Origin of the sequence: Sulfolobus islandicus Y.N.15.51, assembly GCF_000022485.1 — an archaeon.
GTDB lineage: Archaea > Thermoproteota > Thermoprotei_A > Sulfolobales > Sulfolobaceae > Saccharolobus > Saccharolobus islandicus.
This window is the reverse complement of the sequence record NC_012623.1, coordinates 1326439-1348555: the sequence shown is the minus strand read 5'-3', so window position 1 is coordinate 1348555 and position 22117 is coordinate 1326439. Positions and strand designations below refer to the sequence as shown.

Below are 22117 nucleotides of genomic sequence, written 5' to 3'. Positions count from 1 at the left end.
GTTTACCTCATCTTTTCAGATTGGCATGACTTTCATCATTCATGTTAAGCATGTAAGTTACTATATCTTTTACGTATTTACCCGTTGATTTACTACTACTGATTCTCTTTAAAATCTTTTTATGATCGTATTTTGTCCTTTCCTCCCAAATTCTCACAGCATCTAAAAGCTTAGTTTTGGCTTCATAGTGATATTTACATAATCCATCCTTATACTGCTCCAGATCACAAAATTTACACTTTACAATTTTTATGAGGCCTAAAGCTTTAGCTAAGGACTCTCCTACTCTATCTTTATTTGCCTTATATTCCTCTATAAATTTATTTAATTTTTCTATATTTTCTTTAATAACCTCGCTTTCTAAAATTTTGCCAGTCTTTATCATTTCTAATTTATTTTCCATATCTGCAGTCATTCTAACATCAACTATATCCGGGAAAAATTTGTTTAATAGCTCAGCAATATAGAAACCTAATTTTGTCGGGACTATATAGCGCCCGTTACTAGTCAAATATCTCCTCTTCACTAGGATCTCAATTATTCTTCCTCTAGTAGCCTCTGTACCTAAGTCAGAAGATTCCATCCATTTAAGTAATGAAACCTTTGTATATCTAGAAGTGGGTTTACTTAAACTAATATTTACTTTTCCATCTGAAATTATACCCTCATCACCTTTTGAGAGAAGTATTGGATTATCTTCTCTTACATTATGAAAGTGATATATATCTAGCCAATTTCTCTCTGGTATTTTTGTATATGAGACTGAGAACTCTAAGGGAAAATCAGCCACTTTCAAGGTGTAAATAGTGTTTGATAGTTTAGCATCGGCAGATACTGAAGCCAAAAATCTTCTTGCTATTAGGTCATATATCTTGAATTTGTTATTAGGTAAATTTTTAGGAGATTCGCCAGTAGGGTGAATTGCGGGATGTGCGGGGTCGTCCTTAACGCCTTGCCTAACTATATATTTCCCTCCTGTAATTTTCCTCACTAAATTAACTAGCTTTCTATACGAACTATTCTCCAAACCTTTGATTATATTGTAAATATTAATAGTTGAAGGTATTTTTTGACTATTAGTTCTTGGGTAACTTATTAATCCGTCCAAATAAAGATCTTCTGCTATACGTTCTACGTTATATGGAGATATACCATATATTCTGCCAGCTTCTACTTGGAGATCAGTGAGATTAAATGGAGGAGGTCTTTCTAATATTCTAATCTTATTTTCAACTTGCGTAACTTTTACGGTTTTATTTATTAATCTATTCAAAAATTCGTTTGCTTCAGCAAGTTTTTCGAATTCTTTATTTATCTTAATATTCAGTGAATAATCTTTAATTTTTACAATAACTGAAACAGTGAATTTAGGTAATGGAATAAATAGGTTTCTTTCAATTTCCGAGCTGACAACTTGGACGAGAGTTGGGCTTTGAACCCTGCCCGCACTTAATATCACTCTTTTCTTTGCGAAATCTTGTAAAGAAATCATAAGAGCTCTACTAACATTAATTCCCCATAACCAGTCAATTTTATGCCTAGCTACTCCAGCGTTTATCATATCGTAATCTAATGTAGACACATTTCTAAATGCCAATAATATGTCACTTTTAGTCAGCGCTGAAAATTTCATTCGTTTAGCCTTCTTAGTATCACCCAGATATTTGATTATTAAATAGCCAATTACAGAACCTTCTATGTCGTAATCACATGCATTGATAAAGCCTAAAGCGTACTTGCTAAGAGACGAGATAAGTTGATAGTACCTTTTTGTGTAATAACTATTCTTATCAATCTCCCATAAAGGTTTCCAGTCGACATCATATACAGGGAAACCACTCTTCCCTTGTAACCCAAAAAGATGTCCTGCCGCAGGGACAATAACATATTTATTGTTATCATGATCTTTTATTATCCAATAGTTAACGTTGTATTTTCTACATAAAATAGGTTTCTCTGAAAGAGCTTCAGCAATTTTTTTAGCTGCTTTTGACTTTTCTGCAATTATAAGGTAATAGTTGTTTACATTACATAAATTCATCTTATTTAACTCTTTCTAAGAGATAATAAAATTATTTTTCCATTTGGTAATCTTCTCCTAATAGTTATTGGAAGAACTCCTCTCTTAAACTCCTCCTCAGCTATACTAATAACATCAGTCAAACTTATGTTATTTATATCAATTAAGGCTGGTGCACCCATGGCTAGTTGTAATGCTCTAGCACTTATTACTCTGGCAATCTCGTATCTAGTTAGTTTATTCTGCCATAGAGAAACAAAAACTTCATTAAAACGTAAATCCTGGGACAAAATTCCATCCCCTCTCTAATCCCATAAAACTTCAACTTTTAACTCTTCCGGCAACTCACATTCTTTTGGAATTTCAAACTCAACATTCTTTTTAATTATTTCACTTATACTATTAACTAATCTTCTAATTGCTCTATCATCAACTACACCTAAAATCCCTATTCTTACTATTCTATCCCTTAATTCACCCATACCCTTAGTAATCTCAATATTTCTCTTCTTTAGCTCTGACATAAATGTATCTAAAGGAATAGGAGGAAACGCTGCAACTACCGTGTTGGAGAAATTAGCATCATTGCCTAACAATTTAAATCCCATCGTCGACATTACTCGCCTTAAATACCTTGCACAAGCTTCATGCCTCTTCCATCTATTTTCTATTCCTTCTTTATCCAGTAATTCAGCAGCCCTTCTAGAAGCAAAAAATGCTCCTACCGTAGGAGTAAATGGTGTCTCTCCTTTATCTTGAAACTTTAAATGAAGTGATAAATCTAGATAACTAGGTAAATCGGATTCTACCAATTCATTCATGCCCTCATCAGACAACGCAGCGAATCCTACCCCAGGTATGCTTGCTAAAGCTTTCTGGCTGCCAGTTACTGCACAATCAATTTTCCACTGATTAACATATAGCGGATAGGCAGCAAACCCTGATACTGAATCAATAAGAAGCTTTAATCCTGCACTTTTTACAACATCAGCTATCTTTTGAAGGTCTCTAAATGCTATACCCGTGCTAGTCTCATTATGAACTAACGCTACTGTAGTAGCGTCTTTATTTTCCTCAATAGCCTTTTTTATTTCCTCAAGTGTAAAGGATTCCCCTATTTTTTTCTCGTAACTAATTACCTTTGCTCCACGTCTAACTAACGATTCTTTTAATCTGTGTCCGAACTCACCATAAGGGAATGTTAATACTTTCTCCTCTCTTTTTACCATTGAATAGACCATAGATTCTACAGCTAAGGTACCGGAGCCACTTAATAGTGCAACACGAGTAGATCCAAAATGTTTATTCATCAGAAACTCTAATGTTTTCACAGTTTCTCTAAATTTCTCTGATCTATGATTCACTAAATGAAGAGAAGCTTGTAGAACACTATAAGGAACATTGACTGGACCGGGAATTAGCATCATTTGAGAACACCGATTTCTTTTAAAGAAGTGATGAGATTATCTGTTGTGACTACTGCTACTCTATACTGTGCTTCTTTAGTTTGAGCACCAATGTGAGTAGTTACTATCACTCTCTCATGTCTCAATAATTTAATCTCCCAATCTTCTTTAGGAGGTTCGTTCCACAAAACGTCTGTAGCATAAGTTAGTTGCTTTTTATCAATATATTCTAGTAATGCCTTACCATCTATTACTACGGCTCTACTGGTGTTGATTATGATTGTATTATCTTTGACGTAATTAAATGTATCTTTATTAAGGATTGGTTTAGCGTCTTTACCTACTGTAACGTGAAAGGTTATTACGTCTGAGTTCTTTAACAATTCGTCTAAACTTTCAGCTACCTTGACTCCAAGCATATTCGCCTTTTCTTTTATATCGATAACATCATACGCAATTACGTTCATATCTAATGCCTTACATACCTTAGCTACTTTGGTACCAATTCGACCGAATCCTATAACACCTATAGTCTTACCTGCTAACTCAATTCCCTCTATTTTCTTGAATATGCCACCCTTTGCCATATTCATGGAATCATATAGTTTTCTAGCTGCTGTAAGAAGTAATCCTATAGTTAGTTCTGCTGCAGAATCTGTAGAAGCCCCTGCTGCATATACTATTTTTATATTTCTCTTGGATGCCTCTTCTGTATCTATATTGTCTAGCCCTATCCCGGCTCTGGCTATAATCTTAAGATTAGTCCCATAACGGATTATCTCCTTATCTACCTTAGTTCTGCTTCTTACTACTAAAACCTGATACTGGTCTATTATCTTTAGTAATTCCTCTCTTGAAATTTCAGGTTTATAGTCAACTATTAATCCATTGTTTTGTAAAGTTTTTATCATGTAGTGATCTACTGGATCAGTTATTAATACTTTGAAATCTAATTTGTTTATAGAGTTTATACCCTGTATAGTTTCCATACATACCACCTGAAATTTTCAAGAATATGATTTAGTTTAACATGATGATGAGAATGAGCTTGAGAAAAATGAGGAGAATAAAATAATAATAAGATCTAATTTTCTTAAAAGTTGAGTAAATTCGAACTCCCTTTTCAGCATACTAGGGTTTTGCATTATGATTCATATCAAACTACAACTACTGGTTTATATTTTTTATTGCTACTTAACTATAGTATTAGTCTCCTTATACCATATAAACAAATCCAATATACCTACACTTATATTTAAATTTAAAGCGATGCTTTTCAAAACACTCTCCAAAGATATATAGCGACTTTTTGATAAATGTTTAACGTTAATTTCTCCTATCGCACCTATTCTCCTCATAAAATCTATAAGATGTCTGTCTATAATTGCCAGATCGAAATAACCAACATTCCTAAGAAAGTGACTAGCTTCTTTCATCCCTATTCCTTTTATGTTTAATAACTTCTCCCTAGCCAATTGTTGATCACTATCAGCTAAAGGCGTTATCTCCTCTTTTAACTTTCCATATACCTTCTCCCTAGCCATAATAATATATTTTGCCTTTAAATTATAAAATCTATATTTACATGATTTAAGAATACTTCTGATTACTTCTTCATTAGCGTAGTAGATTTTGTCTCCCAAACAGTTTAGGGCCTGATAAGCCGAAATGAAAGATGAGTTAGCAGTTAGCAAACATAATGTGAGTTCCCTAAACCACACTTCCTCATTTGATAAATTATTTAACCTAAATTCGTCAACTCTTTCCAGAACTCTTGCTCTTACTCTTGGATTTTGAACTAGACTTCTTAGCACGCTTTTTACTCCTCTTTTTCTTCTTTTTAGCCCTCTTTACACTATCTTTCTTTTCAGGAATAGGTGGATTAATATCTGACATTGATATTATTTTAGTACCATTATGAGTAAAGAATACTATAAATGGTAAATCTCTTTTAACCAAAACTCCACCAATAACATCGCTCATATTTACATCAATTCTTGTAATCTGAACTTGATCTCCATTTGCAAATTGAGGAACACCTATGGAAATAACATTTAATGGGCGAGAGAATTGAAAGTCTAAATTAAATCTGCCATTGATATATTTCTCATTACTTCCCTCAATTATTACAACATCATTAGCCTCATCCGGCATTATTGATTCCAAATCACGAATTCCATCTATGATTTCAGCTTCTTTGGTTCTGCGTAAAGCATAAAGCAAAACAACATCGTTAATTTTTAAAGGTTCTAGCTTATAATACGATGCTAAGTTCATCTAATAAATACACCTCTTCTTAGACTATAAAGTCTTTTAAAGTAGACAAAGGTATAACGTCGAGAATAAAAATTTAAGTTAATTTGCATGAAGTGGTAGTGGGTATAAGATGAGTATTAAAAATAGAGGCTCAAATGCATATGGGCATCTAGGATGGTTAACAGTATATTGTAGGATATGTAATAGGAAACTAGTAATAGGGACAGATATTATCTACAAATGCCCTAAGTGTGAAAAGAAATATTCAGCATACTTCTGCGAAGCAGATAAGAGAGGATTAAAGGGGAAGTGCCCATATTGTGGGACTGAGTTGGTACCGATTTTATGACAGTAACACACTATAATATATATGGTCTAAATTTTTCTGTAATCTATGAGAATGAAATAGTAGTAGTATATATGGATGTAAATAAAGAAATAAAGAGAAGAAAACATGCAGAAGATGAAGAAAGATTAGTATATATGGATGTAAATAAAGAAATAAAGAATGGAATATTGAGAAAGCTAATAATATGCAAAACTAAAATCTCATCTTACATTTGTAATGCAATAGTAGAGGTTAATAATAAGAATATAAATGAGGAGTTACTCCTAAATCTCTATAACGAAGTAGTAGAGGTTTCCGAAATTGTTATATAAAAACCTTGTGATCTTAACCTATTATTAACTTCTTTCATGATCTCAGCAACATACGTCGCATTATTTGACATTATTTTAAGTGACGCATTCATATCTTTTGAAAGCTGAGAACTAAAATAGATCAAGAGGAGGGTATCTTGATTCGGAGCACAAATATACGATGCTCCTATTTTTACCGGTTCACATAGATCTTTAAATACATCATTAATGGATTGTGACAAGTACTTTATTCTAAAAGGATCTTCGGCTAAAATCTTGAATCTCACTTCAAACATTTTCTCACTTCTTCTTGTTAATATTTATTTTCTTGACCGGAATTTTAAGTTGCTCGGAAATTCTTTTTACAATTGTTACGTATTTATCATCACCATCTATTAGCTTTAACTTTAACTTCCTATACTTCATTACTAATACGATTTTCCCATCATTAATTACAATTATCCTACCTATTACACGCCCGTATAGATTCCTTAGAAGGAAAAGATAAACGTATGTGCCTTTATTTGGAATATTTACAATCTTTGCTTCACCTACCTTATATGTAGGTCTTACTACTTTCCCAGGCAATTCTATCTGCTGTATTACACCATTTACGTCTACTTTAAATAGGAAGGTTCTTAATACATGCTTATTTTTCCTGCTCCTAGAATTTTCTAACAATACTTCCATTCCCTCTCACACTCTTTAAGGATTCGATTATTCCATTCAAATCTATCTTATCTTCTAAATATGTATCTATGAGAACATCGTTCTTAAAGAATATTCTCATAAAAGTCTTTCTTAAACTTAAACTAGAATATCTATATAGATCTAGTAGCATTTTCTGAATTTTAATTCTTTTCTCTATAATACTGAGCTTATCGTTAAGAAACTCATCCAGATCTTTTTCTTTATATATAGCCTCAAAAGTGTACTCAGCTGAAATAGCTGATGGCCTTATCCCTTCACCGCTTAGTGGGAAGACAAGCCCTCTTGCCTCACCTATCCTTAACTTCTTATTTTTAACACTCCCAATACTAATAGGAGCTCCTCTAACATCCTTAACTTCGAAATTCTTAAATTTCTTCCTCAAATAATAATAAAGTAATTCCTTTGAATTCTTATATTCCAAAAAACCAGCTCCGATATTATATTCATTTTCCCCGCTAGGAAATATCCAATAAAAACCTGTATAATGAGTGTCGAATTCCAATATGGCCTCATCGTCAAACTCCTCAGTCTCTATTATGGCTCTAGTAGTATAAACTACCTCTCTATCCATTGGATAAGGCCCTCTACTATCTATTACGTAATCAAAGTCTTTAATATTAAGATCATGAGTCACTATTATTTTTGAACTCTTTCGCATATCATTTATCCATTTCCACTTATCTATAACCAGCCACTTAGTATGCCTATATTCAACATCGTAAATTTTTTCCCCATCTATATAGAAGGAGAACCTCTTTATACCAAACGTTTCATTCCAATTAAAGGGGGGTGTATAAACGTTTGGGACTATATCTCCACATGGTTTAACGTAGTATTGGTTAATATCAAAGATTGTAACTTCATTACTAATTCTTGAAAGTAAGTATGCCAAAGTAGAACCTGCTACTCCTCCTCCCAGAATTGCGATTCTCATTACGAAATTTTATAAGCTATTCGAATTTATATTTATATAAAATCGTCTGTATAGGTGGTCAGTTATTGTTAAACCAAGATGAGATTTTAAAGAAGATGGAAGAATGGCCAAAACATTATAATCCTAAGGAAATCGAGGAAAAATGGCAAAAGATATGGTTAAGTGAAGAATATTGGAGGGACGTATTTAGATTCAGAGATGAGGATGATAAATCACCGAGATTTGTTATTGATACTCCTCCTCCTTTTACCAGTGGAGAACTTCATATGGGACATGCATATTGGGTTACAATAGCTGATACTATGGGTAGGTTTAAGAGATTAGAAGGATATAATGTATTATTACCTCAGGGATGGGATACACAAGGTTTACCAACTGAACTAAAAGTACAATACAGGTTAGGAATTCCAAAAGATAATAGGCAACTATTTCTCCAAAAATGTATAGAATGGACAGAGGATATGATTAAGAAAATGAAAGAAGCAATGATTAGACTAGGATATAGACCAGAATGGGAAAGGTTTGAATACAAGACCTATGAACCAAAATACAGAAAGATTATTCAAAAAAGTCTCATTGACATGTATAAAACGAATTTAATAGAAATGAGAGAAGGACCAGTAATTTGGTGCCCTAAATGTGAGACTGCTTTAGCACAAAGTGAAGTAGGTTACTTAGAGAAAGATGGAATTCTTGCTTATATAAAGTTCCCATTAAAGGAAGGAGGAGAAATAATTATAGCTACAACTAGGCCAGAACTACTAGCTGCAACTCAAGCTGTGGCAGTAAATCCAAATGATGAGAGATATAAGAGTTTCGTAGGAAAAATTGCAATAGTACCAGTGTTTAATATTGAGGTAAAAATAATATCTGACTCAGACGTGGAGAAGGAATTCGGAACTGGAGCAGTAATGATAAGTACCTATGGTGATCCCCAAGATATAAAGTGGCAATTGAAATACAACTTACCGACAAGGGTTATAGTGGACGAAAAAGGAAGGATGATAAATACAAATGGTATACTTGATGAGTTGAAAATTGAACAAGCAAGAAATAAAATGATTGAAATCCTAAAGACTAAAGGGTATCTCGTAAAAGTAGAGAAAATAAAACATAATGTACTGTCGCATGTTGAGAGAAGTGATTGTCTGTCTCCAGTAGAATTCTTAGTTAAAAAGCAAATATACATTAAAGTTCTAGATAAGAAACAAAAATTGCTAGAAGAATACAAAAAGATGAAATTTAAGCCAGCTAGAATGTCCTATTATCTTGAGGATTGGATAAAGAGTATAGAGTGGGATTGGAATATAACTAGGCAAAGAATTTATGGTACTCCATTGCCATTCTGGTACTGCGAAAATGGGCATTTAACACCCGCTAGAGAAAAAGATTTACCAATAGATCCTATCAAAACTAACCCACCATCAGAGAAATGTCAATTGTGTGGATTACATCTTAAACCAGTTACCGATGTCGCAGACGTGTGGATTGATTCTAGCGTAACAGTTCTTTTCCTAACCAAGTTCTATGAAGATAAAAACGTTTTCAACAAAACTTTTCCAGCATCACTAAGACTTCAAGGTACTGATATAATTAGGACTTGGCTATTCTATACCTTCTTTAGAACTTTAATGTTAGCTAATAATATACCTTTTACCACAGTCCTTATTCATGGTCAAGTCCTTGGTCCAGATGGAACTAGAATGAGTAAAAGCAAGGGAAATGTAGTATCGCCATTGGATAGAGTTGATGAATTTGGAGCAGATGCGATTAGAATGGCACTTCTTGATGCAAGCATCGGCGATGATTTTCCATTTAAATGGGATATAGTGAAGGGAAAAAGAATGTTATTGCAGAAATTATGGAATGCGAGTAGATTAGTGTACCCCTTCATAGCGAATCAAAGACTTGATAAACCTGAAAGCCTACATATAGTAGATAAATGGATTTTACAAGAACATAAGAAATTTGTAATGAAGGCAATAAACGCATATAAGAACTACGACTTTTACTTGGTACTTCAAGAACTCTATAGCTATTTCTGGGAGATCATAGCTGATGAATATTTAGAAATGATAAAACATAGATTATTCGAAGACGATAAGTCTGCAAAATATACTATACAAAGGATAATAAGAGATATAATTATATTACTACATCCTATTGCACCCCATATAACAGAGGAAATCTATTCTAGGTTATTTGGTTATAAGAAGAGTATTCTCCTAGAAGAATTGCCTAAAGTGGATGATATCGAAGAGGATAAAAGAGTAGGAGAACTTGGGGAAGTAATAAAGAAAACAAACTCTCTAATAAGATCAGAGAAGATTAAGAATAGATTATCAATGAATGCCCCAGTTAGCGTAAAATTATATGCAAATAGACAATTTATTGAGTTAATTAATGAGGTAAAAGAGGACATAATGAAGACGCTAAAGATAACTAACCTTGAACTAGTAGAATCAACTGAAGAAAAAGTGGAAATTAAACTTGCTAATCAGACCATGGGAGTTTAGCTCATCAATCTTACTATCGGGAATTCATCATCTGTTCTGCAAACTCTCTAATTTTTTGTACACCCTCTCTAATAACTTCTTCGTTTACGGCAAAACTTAGTCTTAAAAATTCCTTACCTATATTTAATGGAAAGACTTCACCAGGTATTGTGACTACACCTTTTTCTTCAATTAGCCTTATTGCAAATGACTTGACGTCGAGCCCACTTATTTTTAGTAACTTACCAGCATTTGGGAACATATAGAATGCTCCATTTGGTTTAGATACTTCAATTCCTTTAACCTTAATAAGCTGATCATACATTACGTCTCTTCTCTTCTTAAATAGCTTCACCATTTCGTTGACCTCGTCGAAAGTATCAAAGGCTTTTACGGCAGCTTTTTGTACAAAACTTGTAGGGGCAGTGTATATGTTAGCAGCCAAAACTCCCATTTTCTGGATAATTTCGCGCTTCGCTACAATATAACCTAATCTCCATCCAGTCATTGAGAAAGTCTTACTAAATCCATTAACGTAAATCAAGAAATCTCTCCAATCCGAGTCTTCAAGAGTACTTCTCATCTTACCTTCATACACAAAATTATCATAAATTTCATCGGATAATAAGATAATTTTATTATCCCTACTTATATCTACAATTTTCTTAACGTCATTAGGAGAAAATAGAGTACCAGTCGGATTATGAGGATTATTGAATACTATCATTTTGGTTCTTTTTGATATTTTAGACTGTAGATCATCTACATCTATTGAGAATCCTTCTTTACTCCACTTTAAATTAGTATATATTGGTTTTCCTCCGAGTAACTTAACAACCTCAGCGTAAGAGTAGAAGGAGGGATCTGGAAGTATTACCTCGTCGCCGGGATTAATGTATAGTATAAAGACTAGGAAAAGCGCAGGCTTAGCACCAGGTGTGACTATCACTTCCTCCTTCCTTACGTCAGCACCATATCTAGTATTAAGGTATTGAGCTATTTTTTCCCTTAATTCATCAATACCGAATGCTGAAGTGTAGAAAGTGAAGCCTTGATCTAGAGCCTCTTTTGCAGCATCCCTTATACGTTTAAATGTAGGTAAATCCGGCTGTCCTATCCCAAAATCGATAATTTTAATCTTCTTAGTCTTCTCCACATTTCTAGCAATTTCCTTATACAATAAAGTAGTCTCTCCAGTAACTTGCGACATATTTTCGTTGAAGTCTAGTAGTGAGACCACAAGTGTATATGAAGAACGTTATAGTATAAATTCTTTAATCTTTTCTGGGTTTTGCATTAGTGAGGATCCAATTAGGAAAGCATTAACACCTAATTTTCTCAATTCCTCTATTTCATTCCTCTCAGAAATTCCACTTTCTGCCACCTTTATTACATCTGATGGTATCATTGATAGAAGCTTTCTCTGATTCTCCTTATTTATCTCAAGGGTTTCTAGATCTCTTGAATTAACTCCTATAAACTTGGCCCCTATCCTTAGTGCTATTTCTAAATCCTTCTCGTCATTAATCTCTACCAATGGTTCCATACCATAACTTCTGGTATATTCCATTAAACTCTCTAATTCTCTTTCAGTAAGTATTTTGACTATTAGCAATACAGTATCTGCACCTAAGTTATACGCATCATCAATTTGTGATTCCTTGACAATAAAATCCTTCATTAATATGGGGATTGAAACTGAACTGGCTATCTTTCTCAAAATTTCATATGAACCATTAAAGTACTTTTCCTCAGTTAGTACGCTAAGACCTACTGCATACTTTTCCATGAACTTTGCATATTCTATCGGATCTCTTTCAACATCGAATCCAGAGGGAGATTTGCGCTTATATTCAGCTATTATAGCTGTGACATTGCGCACATTAAATTCCAAAATTCTTTTATTTAAGGAAATAATCGGTCTTTGTCTTGAAGTCCTAAACGAGGGCCTTCTTAAAGATAATTGTACGACGTCTTTAAGCCATCCTTTAAGATAACGTGGCATATGTTATACTCTATTCAAGAAATTATAAAGTATCTTATATCCCAATGAGGTTCCAACACTCTCTGGATGAAATTGAACACCGTATATTGGGTAGTCTTCATGATGTATTGCCATTATCTCATTATCCTCAGCGGATATTGCATCGACAATTAGAGGTCTATGAACCTCGTCCACAACAAGACTATGATATCTGGTAGCTTTAAACTCCTTAGCAATGCCGTAATATAGTGGAAGTGGAGAGTCGTTTACTATAATTATGTTACTTATTTTTCCATGAAATACTTTTCTAGCTCTTCTTATCTTAGCTCCAAATGCATAACCTATAGCTTGATGACCTAGACAAACTCCTAGTATTGGAGTTTTTTTGCCTAGATATTTGATAACATCCAATGACACTCCTATATCTTCTCGTTTTTCTGGTGTCCCTGGTCCTGGTGAAATTATAATCCTATCTGGGTCTATTCTCTCTATTCCTTTTATACTTATTTCGTCATTTCTGATAACTATTGGATAAGTCCCTAATTCTCCCACTATTTGAGCTATATTATAAACAAAACTATCATAATTATCTATTATCAAGGTTAGATCCATTTAACTCACCCCTATTGCTGTTTTTAGTGCTTTTAGTTTATGTTCAGTTTCGAAATATTCAGATTCTGGATTAGAGTCATATACTATACCAGCACCAGCATGTATTCGTAACAATTCTTTGTTTAGAAATGCAGTTCTTATGGCTATTGCGAACTCTGCGTTACCATCAGCTGAGATAAAGCCTACAGCACCAGCATAGGGACCTCTTTTGTACTCCTCTAACGTTTCAATTATATTCATTGCCATTGGTTTTGGTGCTCCGCTCACTGTACCCGCTGGGAAAGTAGCTGATAAAACGTTTAATGCATTATACTTCTTCTTTAAAGTCCCAATCACTTTTGATACTATATGTTGGACATGACTATACTTCTCTACATACATTAATTCTGGTACTCTCACAGTTCCGGGGACACATACTTTACCTAGATCATTTCTAGCCAAATCAACTAACATTAAGTGCTCAGCCTTATCCTTTTCTGAGTTCATCAATTCCAATTCCAATTTAAGGTCTTCTTCTTGATCAGACCCCCTAGGTCTAGTGCCAGCTATGGGATAGGTTTCGACAATATTATCTTGAACTCTGAAAAGTAATTCGGGGCTGGATCCTATTAAGTATTTTTCATCAAATTTAAGATAGAACATGTAAGGAGAGGGATTTATTCTTCTGAGATTATAATATATTCTTAATGGATCCCCACTAAATAAATATCTATAAAATCTAGATAATACGACCTGAAATATGTAACCCGATCTTATATACTCTAGCGATTCAGAAACAATCTTCTCATAGTTGTTCTTATTAAGAGACTCGTCATAAAAGCTTATTCTAAACTCCCCCATATCCCCACATCCGCCTACAGAGCTTAAATCGGCATTAACGTATACTTTGCCCTCATTATGATCGTAGATTATGATATTGTCTGGAATAAAGAATTCCGCATAAGGCCAATCTTCAGCTGCTGGCTTTAAGTCTCTTATTTTCTCCCAAAATCTTACTGCATCATAGCTTATGTAACCTATCATACCTCCTTTAAACAAACCCGGTATATCTACTAATTTCAAATCTTTCAAATAACTATTAAGAATATTTACCGGATCATCATGAATTTTCAGATACCCATTAGTTGACCAAGCTATCACACTATATCTCGCCTTATATTGAGGGCCACCTATGCTCTCTAGTAATCCAGCTACTTTAAAGTCCCTCTCTATGCACTTAAATACCTCAAATGGAGAGGCAAATTCATTTATCGGATGAACTTCCATATTTTACCATCTCAACTATTTTTTTCACTATATTAATATCTTTTTTGCCAGGATAAATCTCTATACTACTGGAAATATCAAGCCAAGCAGGATTTAGATCGATAAAGTTAGAAATATTATCTATACTTATTTTTCCACCTACACCTAGGTGAGGGTAATCCTTAAGGAAACTCGATGCAACGTTATAATCGACGCCTACGCCTTTCTTTACGGAATCTATTAATACCATATCCACAGTATCCATAGCCTTCTCTAGGTATTTCTTATACTCGAAGGACGCTGGTACATATAATATAATTCTTTTTCTAAAATCGTACGATTTAAGCAATTCTAATTCCAAATCGTCTAATACTCTATGTATCTGTAAATAATCTGATATTGATAATTCTTTTTCCATTTCACTCATTAAAATATTGACTTTCACATTAACTATCGGTTTTTCAGTATATCTCCTAACAAATGTTAAGAACTCGCTCTTTACGAATCTTTGACTTATGGCGTCAGTTATTATTCCTATATAATCTACACTAAGTTTTGAGAGCTCTATGATATCTGATAACGTTGCGTTACCGCATATCTTTAGTTTAACCACTACTCTTCACCATTATCGTTTTCAGTTTAGTTAGATCTCCATTAAGTGAGATTATCTCATTTAATTTATTTACGGAATTTTCTATTAAATACTTAGCGTACTCATAGCCTTCCTTAAAATTGCTCACTTTATCTAATGCAAAAAGCGCAACTGCGGTGTTTATCTTAATGAATTCAGCTACATGTTCATCTTTCCCTAGAAATGCCCTAACTATTTTTATTGCTGAATCCTCAGCAGAATTTACTATTAACTTATCTATTGGAATTGATGATATACCGAAATCAGTTACGTCAAACTTGACTTCTTCTATACCGCGCTTACTTACTATCTTCATAAAAGTTTTTCCTATCGGACTTACCTCATCTATGCCTGGCTCTCCATGTACTAAAATTACTTTATTGAAATCTAATTCATACGCGCTTTTTGACAATAAATCCAAATGATCTTTAGAAAACACTCCCATTAACTGATACTTCGCATTGGCTGGATTAGTCAATGGACCTAGAATATTGAAAATAGTTCTAATCCCTAAAGTTTTTCTCACATTGGCAACGTTCTTCATTGCAGGATGATAGTATTGTGCGAAGAGGAAAACGAAATTCGTTTTGTGGATTAATTCTTTTGCTCTTTCTGGTGGAACTATAATATTATAGCCTAAAGCTTCAAGAACATCAGCACTACCACTTTTACCACTTACTGCCCTATTACCGTGTTTGGCAACTGGATTAATTAAACTCAATAGGATTGCAGATGCGGTACTAACGTTTACTGTTCCTAATCCGTCGCCACCTGTACCAGCTGTGTCTATTGCGTTGGGTACGTCTATTTTGATTGCTAATTCTCTCATTGCCCTGGCAAAACCTACTATTTCATTTTTACTTTCACCTTTCATTCTTAGTGCTACTAAAATTGCTGATACTAAAATCTCTGGAACTTCACCTCTAATTATAGCCTTAGCTAATTCTTCAGCCTCATCAATTTCCAAATCTGATTTATTTATGAGTTTTTTAAGAATATCATTTATATTCATCTAATATCACCCTAAATTTTTTAACTAAATTTATTGCTGATTTTACGCCATTCTTTTCAATTTCTTCTATGAAAGCAGTTCCAATTGCTATTCCGTCGGCACCAGAACTTAAGGTATCTCTTAAATCTGACTCACTTGATAGGCCAAATCCCACTATTAGCTTATTCTCAACTAGATTTCTAACTCTATTAATCAACTGCTTAACTGATACTGGTATAGGTACGCCAGTAGTTGGTCTAACACCATAATATAAGAATAAATCGCTAATCTTAGAGACTTTGTGGATTAGAAGATCTGGTACTGAAGGAGATGTAAAAATAACATTTTTTAATCCTTTATTTTTTATTATTCCGTCAAATTTATCCAAATCATCTATATAATCAATAAGTAAATCTGGAAATAGAACTCCATCCAGTTTGACATCTCTCATCATATTTAGAAAATTATCTAGTTGATCAATCCAATCCTCTAAGTAAGTAAGTGCAATTATAGGAACACTGACATCTTTCCTAATATCTGTTATTAAAGGCCAAATATCTAGCCCTTTAACTTTATCATAACTCTTCCTTATAACTGGACCATCGTACTTGGCATATTTAGGGGGAATTCCAAGCTCTAATATGTCAGCTCCATTTTCAACTGCCCCAATAATAAAATCCTTGAAACTTTGAACATTAGGATAACCTAACGTCATATAAACGACAAGCAGTTTACCCATTTCCATTCAACCTTTTCATCATGGATTCGTAATTTGATAGATCCAACAATCCATGTCCACTTAGATTAAAGACGATGACTTTTCGCTCATTATTCTTCCTAGCTTCTATAGCTTCATCGACCACTGCCTTTATTGCATGGGCTGATTCTGGAGCTGGTACAATACCTTGATTCTCCATAAATATCTTAGCGGCGTCGAAAATCTCCCTTTCATTATATTCTCTCCATTCCACAATACCCTCCTTTGCTAACAAACTTAATGTTGGTGCTACACCATGATATCTTAACCCGCCTGCATATATTGGCGGAGGAACGTAATCTTTACCTAAAGTTATCATTTTCACTAAAGGTAATAATCCAGCAGAGTCTGGAAAATCGTACTTATATTCACCTTTACTAAACTTTGGAATTTCTGCAGAACTTACTGCAATGTAGCGTTTGCCTTTCTTGTTTCCGATAAAGGGATATGTAAAACCACCAAAATTGCTCCCACCTCCTACGCATCCAATTAGAATATCAGCGTCTTCTCCTAACAAATCCAATTGGGTAATAGTCTCTTGACCAATAACGCTTTGATGCAAAAGTACTACATCTAAAACGCTACCTACTAAATATCTAAATTCGTTCTTAAGAGCATACTCTATTGCCTCACTCATTGCTATACCTAGTGATCCAGGATGCTGTGGATTTGTCTCTAACATCTTCTTACCGTATTCAGTTAAGTTTGTGGGGCTTGCATAAACATTAGCCCCATATAATTGCATTATGCTCCTTCTCATCGGTTTTTGTTCATAACTTACCTTTACCATGAAGATAGTACTTTTCATATTATACATACTAGCTGCAAGTGCTACTGCAGTTCCCCATTGACCTGCTCCAGTTTCAGTAACTACGTGATCAATTCCCTCTTCTTTTGCGAAATATGCTTGAGGAATTGCTGTATTTATCTTATGAGATCCAGTAGGTGTAGCGCCTTCATATTTAAAGTAGATTCTTGCTGGTGTCTTTAAGTACTCCTCTAATCTTTTAGCTCTAAATAATGGTGTTGGTCTTCCTATCGATAAATATCTATCTCTTACTTCCTCAGGGATCTTTATGTATCTTTCTATTGTGAATTGTTGCCTTAATACCTCCTTAGGTAGTATACTTCTTAATAAATCAATTCTCGAGAAATCTACCCCTTGTGGATCCCTTGGAGGAGGCAAGGGTTTAGGCAGATCGGGAATTATATTGTACCAGTACTTAGGCAAAATCTCGTCTTCTTTTACCATTGGTACATCAGAAGCACCGATAGATTATAAACGTTTTTACCTTATAAACTTTTAGTATGTTTCGAAATCCTCAAATTCTCCCTTATATTCACTAAACGAGAAATCTACCTTCTCTACTTCAGCTGCTGGTGGACCTTGCTTAATACGTTCCAATAATTTACTTAACGCTTCCTCATAACCTTCTGCAACCACTTCTACCGAACCATCGGGTAAATTCTTAGCATATCCCTTTATACCTAACCTTATAGCGTGAATTTGGACAAATTTTCTAAAACCAACACCTTGCACTAGCCCATACACGCGAGCGTACATGCGCTTTAGCATTTTTAAACACCTCAGTGTCGCTCCACTTCTTCACAGATCTGTTTTTTCCCTTTCATCACAACATATTTTATCTAGTTATTTAACTTAAAGTTGATGATTCGAGTAGCAATAGCTGGCTTAGGTAATTGCGCATCAATGTTAATTCAAGGAATAGAATATTATAAGTCAAAAGGCGATAATTATTATGAGGGATTAATTACTCCGATAATTGGGGGTTATAAAATTACCGATATAGAGATTGTAGCAGCATTCGACGTTTCAAAAAATAAAATAGGAAAGGATCTTGCAGAGGCCATATTTCAGCCTCCAAATATTACACCAAAGATAGTGAATATGGAGAAGAAAGGCGTAAAAGTAAGTGCGGGACCCGTTCTTGATGGTGTAGCCCAACATATGACTAACGTTTTTAATCCTACTTATGATGGCACATTGGAAAAAGCATTAGACGAATTAAAAGCTAGCAAAACAGAAATTCTACTTAATTTATTGCCTGTTGGAAGTGAAAATGCGACGAGGACATATGCAAATATAGCACTAATGGCAAGGACTGCGTTTATAAACGCAATACCCGTGTTTATTGCTAGTGATCCTTCAGGTTACTTTCCTAATAAATTCAAAGAGAAAAACTTGCCATTAGCAGGTGATGATATTAAGAGTCAATTAGGGGCTACCATATTCCATAGGTCAATTACTTCACTCTTCAGACTGAGAGGGGTAAAAGTTGAGGAAACTTATCAATTAAACGTGGGCGGGAATACAGACTTTCTGAACATGAAGACAGAAGAAAGGCTAATATCTAAAAGAATAAGCAAAACAGAAGCAGTAACTAGCACACTAGATAACGGAGAGGTGATAAAAAGCGAGGGAAAAATAAGGATAGGGCCTAGCGATTATGTGCCATTTTTAGGAAATACGAAAGTAGCCTACATTTACGTAAAAGGAAGTGCGTTTGCAGGTATGCCAATTAAAGTAGAAGCTTCCTTAGAGGTTGATGATAAAGCTAACTGTGCCGCAGTATTAGTAGATGTTATAAGGGCAGTTAAGGTTGCCTTGGATAGAAAGATAGGTGGTCCACTTGAAAAAGTATCTGCATTTTACTTTAAACACCCACCAATTCAGGCTAAAGACGACGAAGAAGCCTATAGATGGTTTAAAGAGTTCATTGAAATGTGAAATCTGTGAAGAGAACATCTCATTTTTTACGTGTAATTTATGTGGAAGGCAAGTGTGTAGTAATGATTACGTAACAGATAAAGGAATTTGTAAAGTTTGTGAAATGAGTCTATGCAAACTTTGTCAAAAACACTTGTCAATAGGCTCATGTGAAATCTGCGGAAATACGGTTTGTGAAGAATGTACAGCGTATTTCGATGGTGCTAGAAGAATATGTAAAAATTGTTATAATAAAAAATAATTAAAAATTATCTACTTGTTCTTCCTTTTTTCCATAAGGTTTCTAAGTATAATTTGTTGCTCGATAGAAGCTACTTGCCTCCTAACATTAATAACTGCATCTGGATTTACACTAATACTATCTATTCCAGCTTTGACCAAATATTCAACAACTGCTGGATAAACACTAGGTGCTTGTCCGCATATTGAGACAGTTTTGCCATACTTATGAGCAGCTCTGATTAGCTTTCTTATGGACTCCAAAACAGCTGGATCTCTCTCATCATAATATCCCATCCTCGCTAGTAACTCGGAATCCCTGTCAACACCTAAAGTTAATTGTGCTAAATCGTTACTACCTATGCTGAATCCATCAACTATCTTCGCAAACTCCTCTGCAAGAACAACAACTGAGGGGACTTCTGCCATTATCCATACCTTGAAATCTGAATCTCTTCTTAAACCTTCCTCCTCCATTATTTTTATTGCATTTTCTAGTTCCCATGTAGTTCTGACAAAGGGAAACATTACCCATACGTTCTTAAGTCCCATCTCCTCCCTAACTTTGCGTATAGCCTTAACCTCTAGCCTAAATGCTGGTTCGTACTCTTTGCTTACATATCTGGATACTCCTCTCCAACCTATCATTGGATTCCTCTCATCTGGTTCAAACTCCTCTCCACCAATCAATTTCTTATATTCATTAGTTTTGAAATCTGAAAATCTGACAACAACTGGCCTAGGATATATTGCACTTGCTACTTTGGCTATACCCTCAGCTAACTTATCCACAAGTAATTCTGCATTACCTATTTTTATTAGATAAAGTGGATGATACCTAACCCACTCACTTACAATAAACTCAATTCTCATAAGGCCTATTCCATCAAAGGGAAGATCCAAATACTTGTCTATAACGTCAGGTTCACCCAAGTTCATGTAGATTTTAGTTGCAGTAACTGGATAAAGACTCAATAGGACTTCCCTACTTATTCCTTGAATTCCAGTTGATGGTTGAGCTTGTTGAGATACAGTCTCAGTTGCTTGAATTACCTTACCCTCATACACAATACCCCTAATTGCATCTACAGTGATCTCTTGATTATCTTGTATTACCTTAGTTGCTTCTCTACTACCAACTATAGCTGGAATTCCCAGCTCTCTGGATACAATAGCAGCATGACTCGTCATTCCTCCCTCATCTGTTATTATTGCCCCAGCTATCTTCATTAACGGTACCCAATCCGGATCTGTCATTTTCGTAACTAAGATGTCACCCTTCTTAAACTCATGAATTTTAGGATCTTTAATGTCGAGTATAATTTTTGCCTTACCAAAAGCTATACCCGGAGAAGCTGCAAGCCCCCTAACTAATACTTTGCCACTTACAGAAGCAGAACTCTTTTCCACAGCACTCTTAGTTTCTTTCCTTTTAGAAGACCAGAAAGTTTCCGGCCTAGCTTGAACTATGAAGATATTCTCAGGGAAACTTAGATCATTATCGATAGCCCACTCAATATCCATTGGCCTCTTGTAATGCTCTTCAATCTTAAGTGCTAGTTTTGCTAGTTCTATTGCCTCTTCGTCTGTTATACTCATTGCTCTAGATTCCTTTTCATCTAAGGTAATGGTAACGTTCTTCTTAAGTTGTTTATCATATACGATTTTAATATTCTTATTAGAAACCTTTTTTTCTGCAATTCTTAAGGTAGACTTTTCTATTAAAACCTCATCTGGGGTGACCTTACCGCCAACTACACTTTCTCCTAAACCCCAATTAGATTCTATCATGATATACTTTTCATCTCCAGTAACTGGATGTAGAGTAAACATTACTCCAGCAGATCTTGAATTAACCATTTTTTGAACAACTACAGCTATAAGTACTGATAAGTCATCTATACCTTTACTCTTTCTATATTCTATAGCCCTTGCGTTATAGAGACTAGCCCATACATCCTTAATTCTATCAATAAGTTCGTCCTTAGTAACATTAAGGTAAGTATCTTGCTGTCCAGCAAAACTGACCGTCTCAATGTCCTCTGCAGTAGCTGAAGACCTTACAGCTACTAAGATTTCTTTTCCAACTTTTTTACTTAATTCATCATAGGCCTGATATATCATGCTACTCAATTTCTCTGGAATCTTAGCATTCTTTATCAATTGTTTTATTTTTTCACTAGCCTCCTCGGAGGTTTCACAACTATTTAAAGTCTCTCTAATTTTGTCAAAAAGGTTGTTGTATTCAAGAAAATATTTAAAAGCTTTAGAAGTAAGTACAAAGGCTGGAGGTACTCTAACTCCAATGCTCGTTAACTCCCCAAGGTTTGCGCCTTTGCCTCCAGCTAATTGTACCATATCCTTAGTGACTTGACTTACGTCGAGAATGAGGTCTTCTTCACTACTAATTGCCTCAACCAAAAGGAAACTCCCCAATATATATATTACCAATCCAAACCTTAAAAAAC

23 protein-coding genes are annotated in these 22117 nt (G+C 34.5%); 4 read left to right on the top strand and 19 right to left on the bottom strand.

Annotation, left to right across the window (positions count from 1 at the left end):
- Window positions 1-7: 7 nt before the first annotated feature.
- The 6 genes from YN1551_RS07560 to YN1551_RS07535 form a co-directional block, all read right to left on the bottom strand.
- A complete protein-coding gene (locus YN1551_RS07560) occupies window positions 8-2041 on the bottom strand; it encodes a DNA topoisomerase I (protein WP_012717494.1) in 2034 nt (677 codons plus the stop codon).
- 5 nt (window positions 2042-2046) lie between these two features.
- Window positions 2047-2310 (bottom strand): DNA-directed RNA polymerase subunit K, encoded by a 264-nt coding sequence (locus YN1551_RS07555; protein WP_012713673.1) that lies wholly within the window; start codon window positions 2308-2310, stop codon window positions 2047-2049.
- A 15-nt stretch (window positions 2311-2325) separates the two neighbouring features.
- On the bottom strand, window positions 2326-3447 hold the full coding sequence (locus YN1551_RS07550) for an aminotransferase class V-fold PLP-dependent enzyme (RefSeq protein WP_012717493.1): 1122 nt from the start codon (window positions 3445-3447) through the stop codon (window positions 2326-2328).
- The gene (locus tag YN1551_RS07545) at window positions 3444-4415 is read right to left on the bottom strand and encodes an NAD(P)-dependent oxidoreductase (protein WP_012717492.1); all 972 of its coding nucleotides are present in this window, start codon (window positions 4413-4415) and stop codon (window positions 3444-3446) included. The genes YN1551_RS07550 and YN1551_RS07545 overlap by 4 nt, the downstream gene beginning before the upstream one ends.
- Before the next feature lie 201 nt (window positions 4416-4616).
- A complete protein-coding gene (locus YN1551_RS07540) occupies window positions 4617-5240 on the bottom strand; it encodes an N-glycosylase/DNA lyase (protein ID WP_012717491.1) in 624 nt (207 codons plus the stop codon).
- Window positions 5182-5703 carry a hypothetical protein gene (locus YN1551_RS07535; RefSeq protein ID WP_012717490.1) on the bottom strand — a complete coding sequence of 174 codons (522 nt, stop codon included), beginning with the start codon at window positions 5701-5703 and terminating at the stop codon, window positions 5182-5184. Before YN1551_RS07535 ends, YN1551_RS07540 begins: the two co-directional genes overlap by 59 nt.
- Before the next feature lie 109 nt (window positions 5704-5812).
- Between YN1551_RS07535 and YN1551_RS07530 the strand changes: the two genes are divergently transcribed.
- Together YN1551_RS07530 and YN1551_RS07525 are read left to right on the top strand one after the other, a co-directional pair.
- Window positions 5813-6031, top strand: a complete 219-nt coding sequence (locus tag YN1551_RS07530; RefSeq protein ID WP_012711324.1) for a hypothetical protein — start codon at window positions 5813-5815, stop codon at window positions 6029-6031.
- Window positions 6028-6342: a hypothetical protein gene (locus YN1551_RS07525; RefSeq protein ID WP_012716150.1), complete on the top strand. Its 315-nt coding sequence runs from the start codon at window positions 6028-6030 to the stop codon at window positions 6340-6342. Before YN1551_RS07530 ends, YN1551_RS07525 begins: the two co-directional genes overlap by 4 nt.
- Here YN1551_RS07525 and YN1551_RS07520 read toward each other — a convergent pair.
- The 3 genes from YN1551_RS07520 to YN1551_RS07510 are packed head-to-tail and all read right to left on the bottom strand — an operon-like array spanning window position 6303 to window position 7966.
- Window positions 6303-6617: a hypothetical protein gene (locus tag YN1551_RS07520; protein ID WP_012711326.1), complete on the bottom strand. Its 315-nt coding sequence runs from the start codon at window positions 6615-6617 to the stop codon at window positions 6303-6305. The two genes, YN1551_RS07525 and YN1551_RS07520, sit on opposite strands and share 40 nt — an antisense overlap.
- Window positions 6618-6621: 4 nt before the next feature.
- Window positions 6622-7011: a hypothetical protein gene (locus YN1551_RS07515; protein ID WP_012711327.1), complete on the bottom strand. Its 390-nt coding sequence runs from the start codon at window positions 7009-7011 to the stop codon at window positions 6622-6624.
- Window positions 6986-7966 (bottom strand): geranylgeranyl reductase family protein, encoded by a 981-nt coding sequence (locus YN1551_RS07510; RefSeq protein ID WP_012717489.1) that lies wholly within the window; start codon window positions 7964-7966, stop codon window positions 6986-6988. Before YN1551_RS07510 ends, YN1551_RS07515 begins: the two co-directional genes overlap by 26 nt.
- Between YN1551_RS07510 and YN1551_RS07505 the strand changes: the two genes are divergently transcribed.
- Window positions 7954-10482 carry a valine--tRNA ligase gene (locus YN1551_RS07505; protein ID WP_012717488.1) on the top strand — a complete coding sequence of 843 codons (2529 nt, stop codon included), beginning with the start codon at window positions 7954-7956 and terminating at the stop codon, window positions 10480-10482. The genes YN1551_RS07510 and YN1551_RS07505 overlap by 13 nt on opposite strands.
- A gap of 13 nt (window positions 10483-10495) precedes the next feature.
- Here YN1551_RS07505 and YN1551_RS07500 read toward each other — a convergent pair whose 3' ends face one another.
- Genes YN1551_RS07500 through YN1551_RS07460 form a run of 9 tightly spaced genes read right to left on the bottom strand, consistent with a single transcriptional unit; the run spans window position 10496 to window position 18257 of the window.
- On the bottom strand, window positions 10496-11701 hold the full coding sequence (locus YN1551_RS07500) for a pyridoxal phosphate-dependent aminotransferase (RefSeq protein ID WP_012713677.1): 1206 nt from the start codon (window positions 11699-11701) through the stop codon (window positions 10496-10498).
- An 18-nt stretch (window positions 11702-11719) separates the two neighbouring features.
- On the bottom strand, window positions 11720-12466 hold the full coding sequence (trpC, locus tag YN1551_RS07495; protein ID WP_012717487.1) for an indole-3-glycerol phosphate synthase TrpC: 747 nt from the start codon (window positions 12464-12466) through the stop codon (window positions 11720-11722).
- Window positions 12467-12469: 3 nt separating this feature from the next.
- On the bottom strand, window positions 12470-13057 hold the full coding sequence (locus YN1551_RS07490; protein WP_012717486.1) for an anthranilate synthase component II: 588 nt from the start codon (window positions 13055-13057) through the stop codon (window positions 12470-12472).
- Window positions 13058-14323 carry an anthranilate synthase component I gene (locus YN1551_RS07485; RefSeq protein WP_012711333.1) on the bottom strand — a complete coding sequence of 422 codons (1266 nt, stop codon included), beginning with the start codon at window positions 14321-14323 and terminating at the stop codon, window positions 13058-13060.
- On the bottom strand, window positions 14301-14915 hold the full coding sequence (gene trpF, locus YN1551_RS07480; RefSeq protein ID WP_012713679.1) for a phosphoribosylanthranilate isomerase: 615 nt from the start codon (window positions 14913-14915) through the stop codon (window positions 14301-14303). The genes YN1551_RS07485 and trpF overlap by 23 nt, the downstream gene beginning before the upstream one ends.
- Window positions 14908-15945, bottom strand: a complete 1038-nt coding sequence (gene trpD / locus YN1551_RS07475; protein ID WP_012717485.1) for an anthranilate phosphoribosyltransferase — start codon at window positions 15943-15945, stop codon at window positions 14908-14910. Before trpD ends, trpF begins: the two co-directional genes overlap by 8 nt.
- Window positions 15932-16663: a tryptophan synthase subunit alpha gene (gene trpA / locus YN1551_RS07470; RefSeq protein ID WP_012713681.1), complete on the bottom strand. Its 732-nt coding sequence runs from the start codon at window positions 16661-16663 to the stop codon at window positions 15932-15934. The genes trpD and trpA overlap by 14 nt, the downstream gene beginning before the upstream one ends.
- Complete coding sequence (locus YN1551_RS07465) at window positions 16656-17933, bottom strand: TrpB-like pyridoxal phosphate-dependent enzyme (protein ID WP_012717484.1); 1278 nt, start codon at window positions 17931-17933, stop codon at window positions 16656-16658. The genes trpA and YN1551_RS07465 overlap by 8 nt, the downstream gene beginning before the upstream one ends.
- A 51-nt stretch (window positions 17934-17984) precedes the next feature.
- Window positions 17985-18257 carry an acylphosphatase gene (locus YN1551_RS07460; RefSeq protein WP_012711338.1) on the bottom strand — a complete coding sequence of 91 codons (273 nt, stop codon included), beginning with the start codon at window positions 18255-18257 and terminating at the stop codon, window positions 17985-17987.
- 93 nt (window positions 18258-18350) lie between these two features.
- Here YN1551_RS07460 and YN1551_RS07455 point away from each other — a divergent pair, with 93 nt between their 5' ends.
- A complete protein-coding gene (locus YN1551_RS07455) occupies window positions 18351-19430 on the top strand; it encodes an inositol-3-phosphate synthase (protein ID WP_012711339.1) in 1080 nt (359 codons plus the stop codon).
- A gap of 252 nt (window positions 19431-19682) precedes the next feature.
- On the opposite strand, the gene ppsA is transcribed toward YN1551_RS07455, so the two are convergent.
- Entirely contained in the window at window positions 19683-22085 is a 2403-nt protein-coding gene (ppsA, locus tag YN1551_RS07450) for a pyruvate, water dikinase (protein WP_048052309.1), read from the bottom strand.
- Between the last annotated feature and the right edge of the window lie 32 nt (window positions 22086-22117).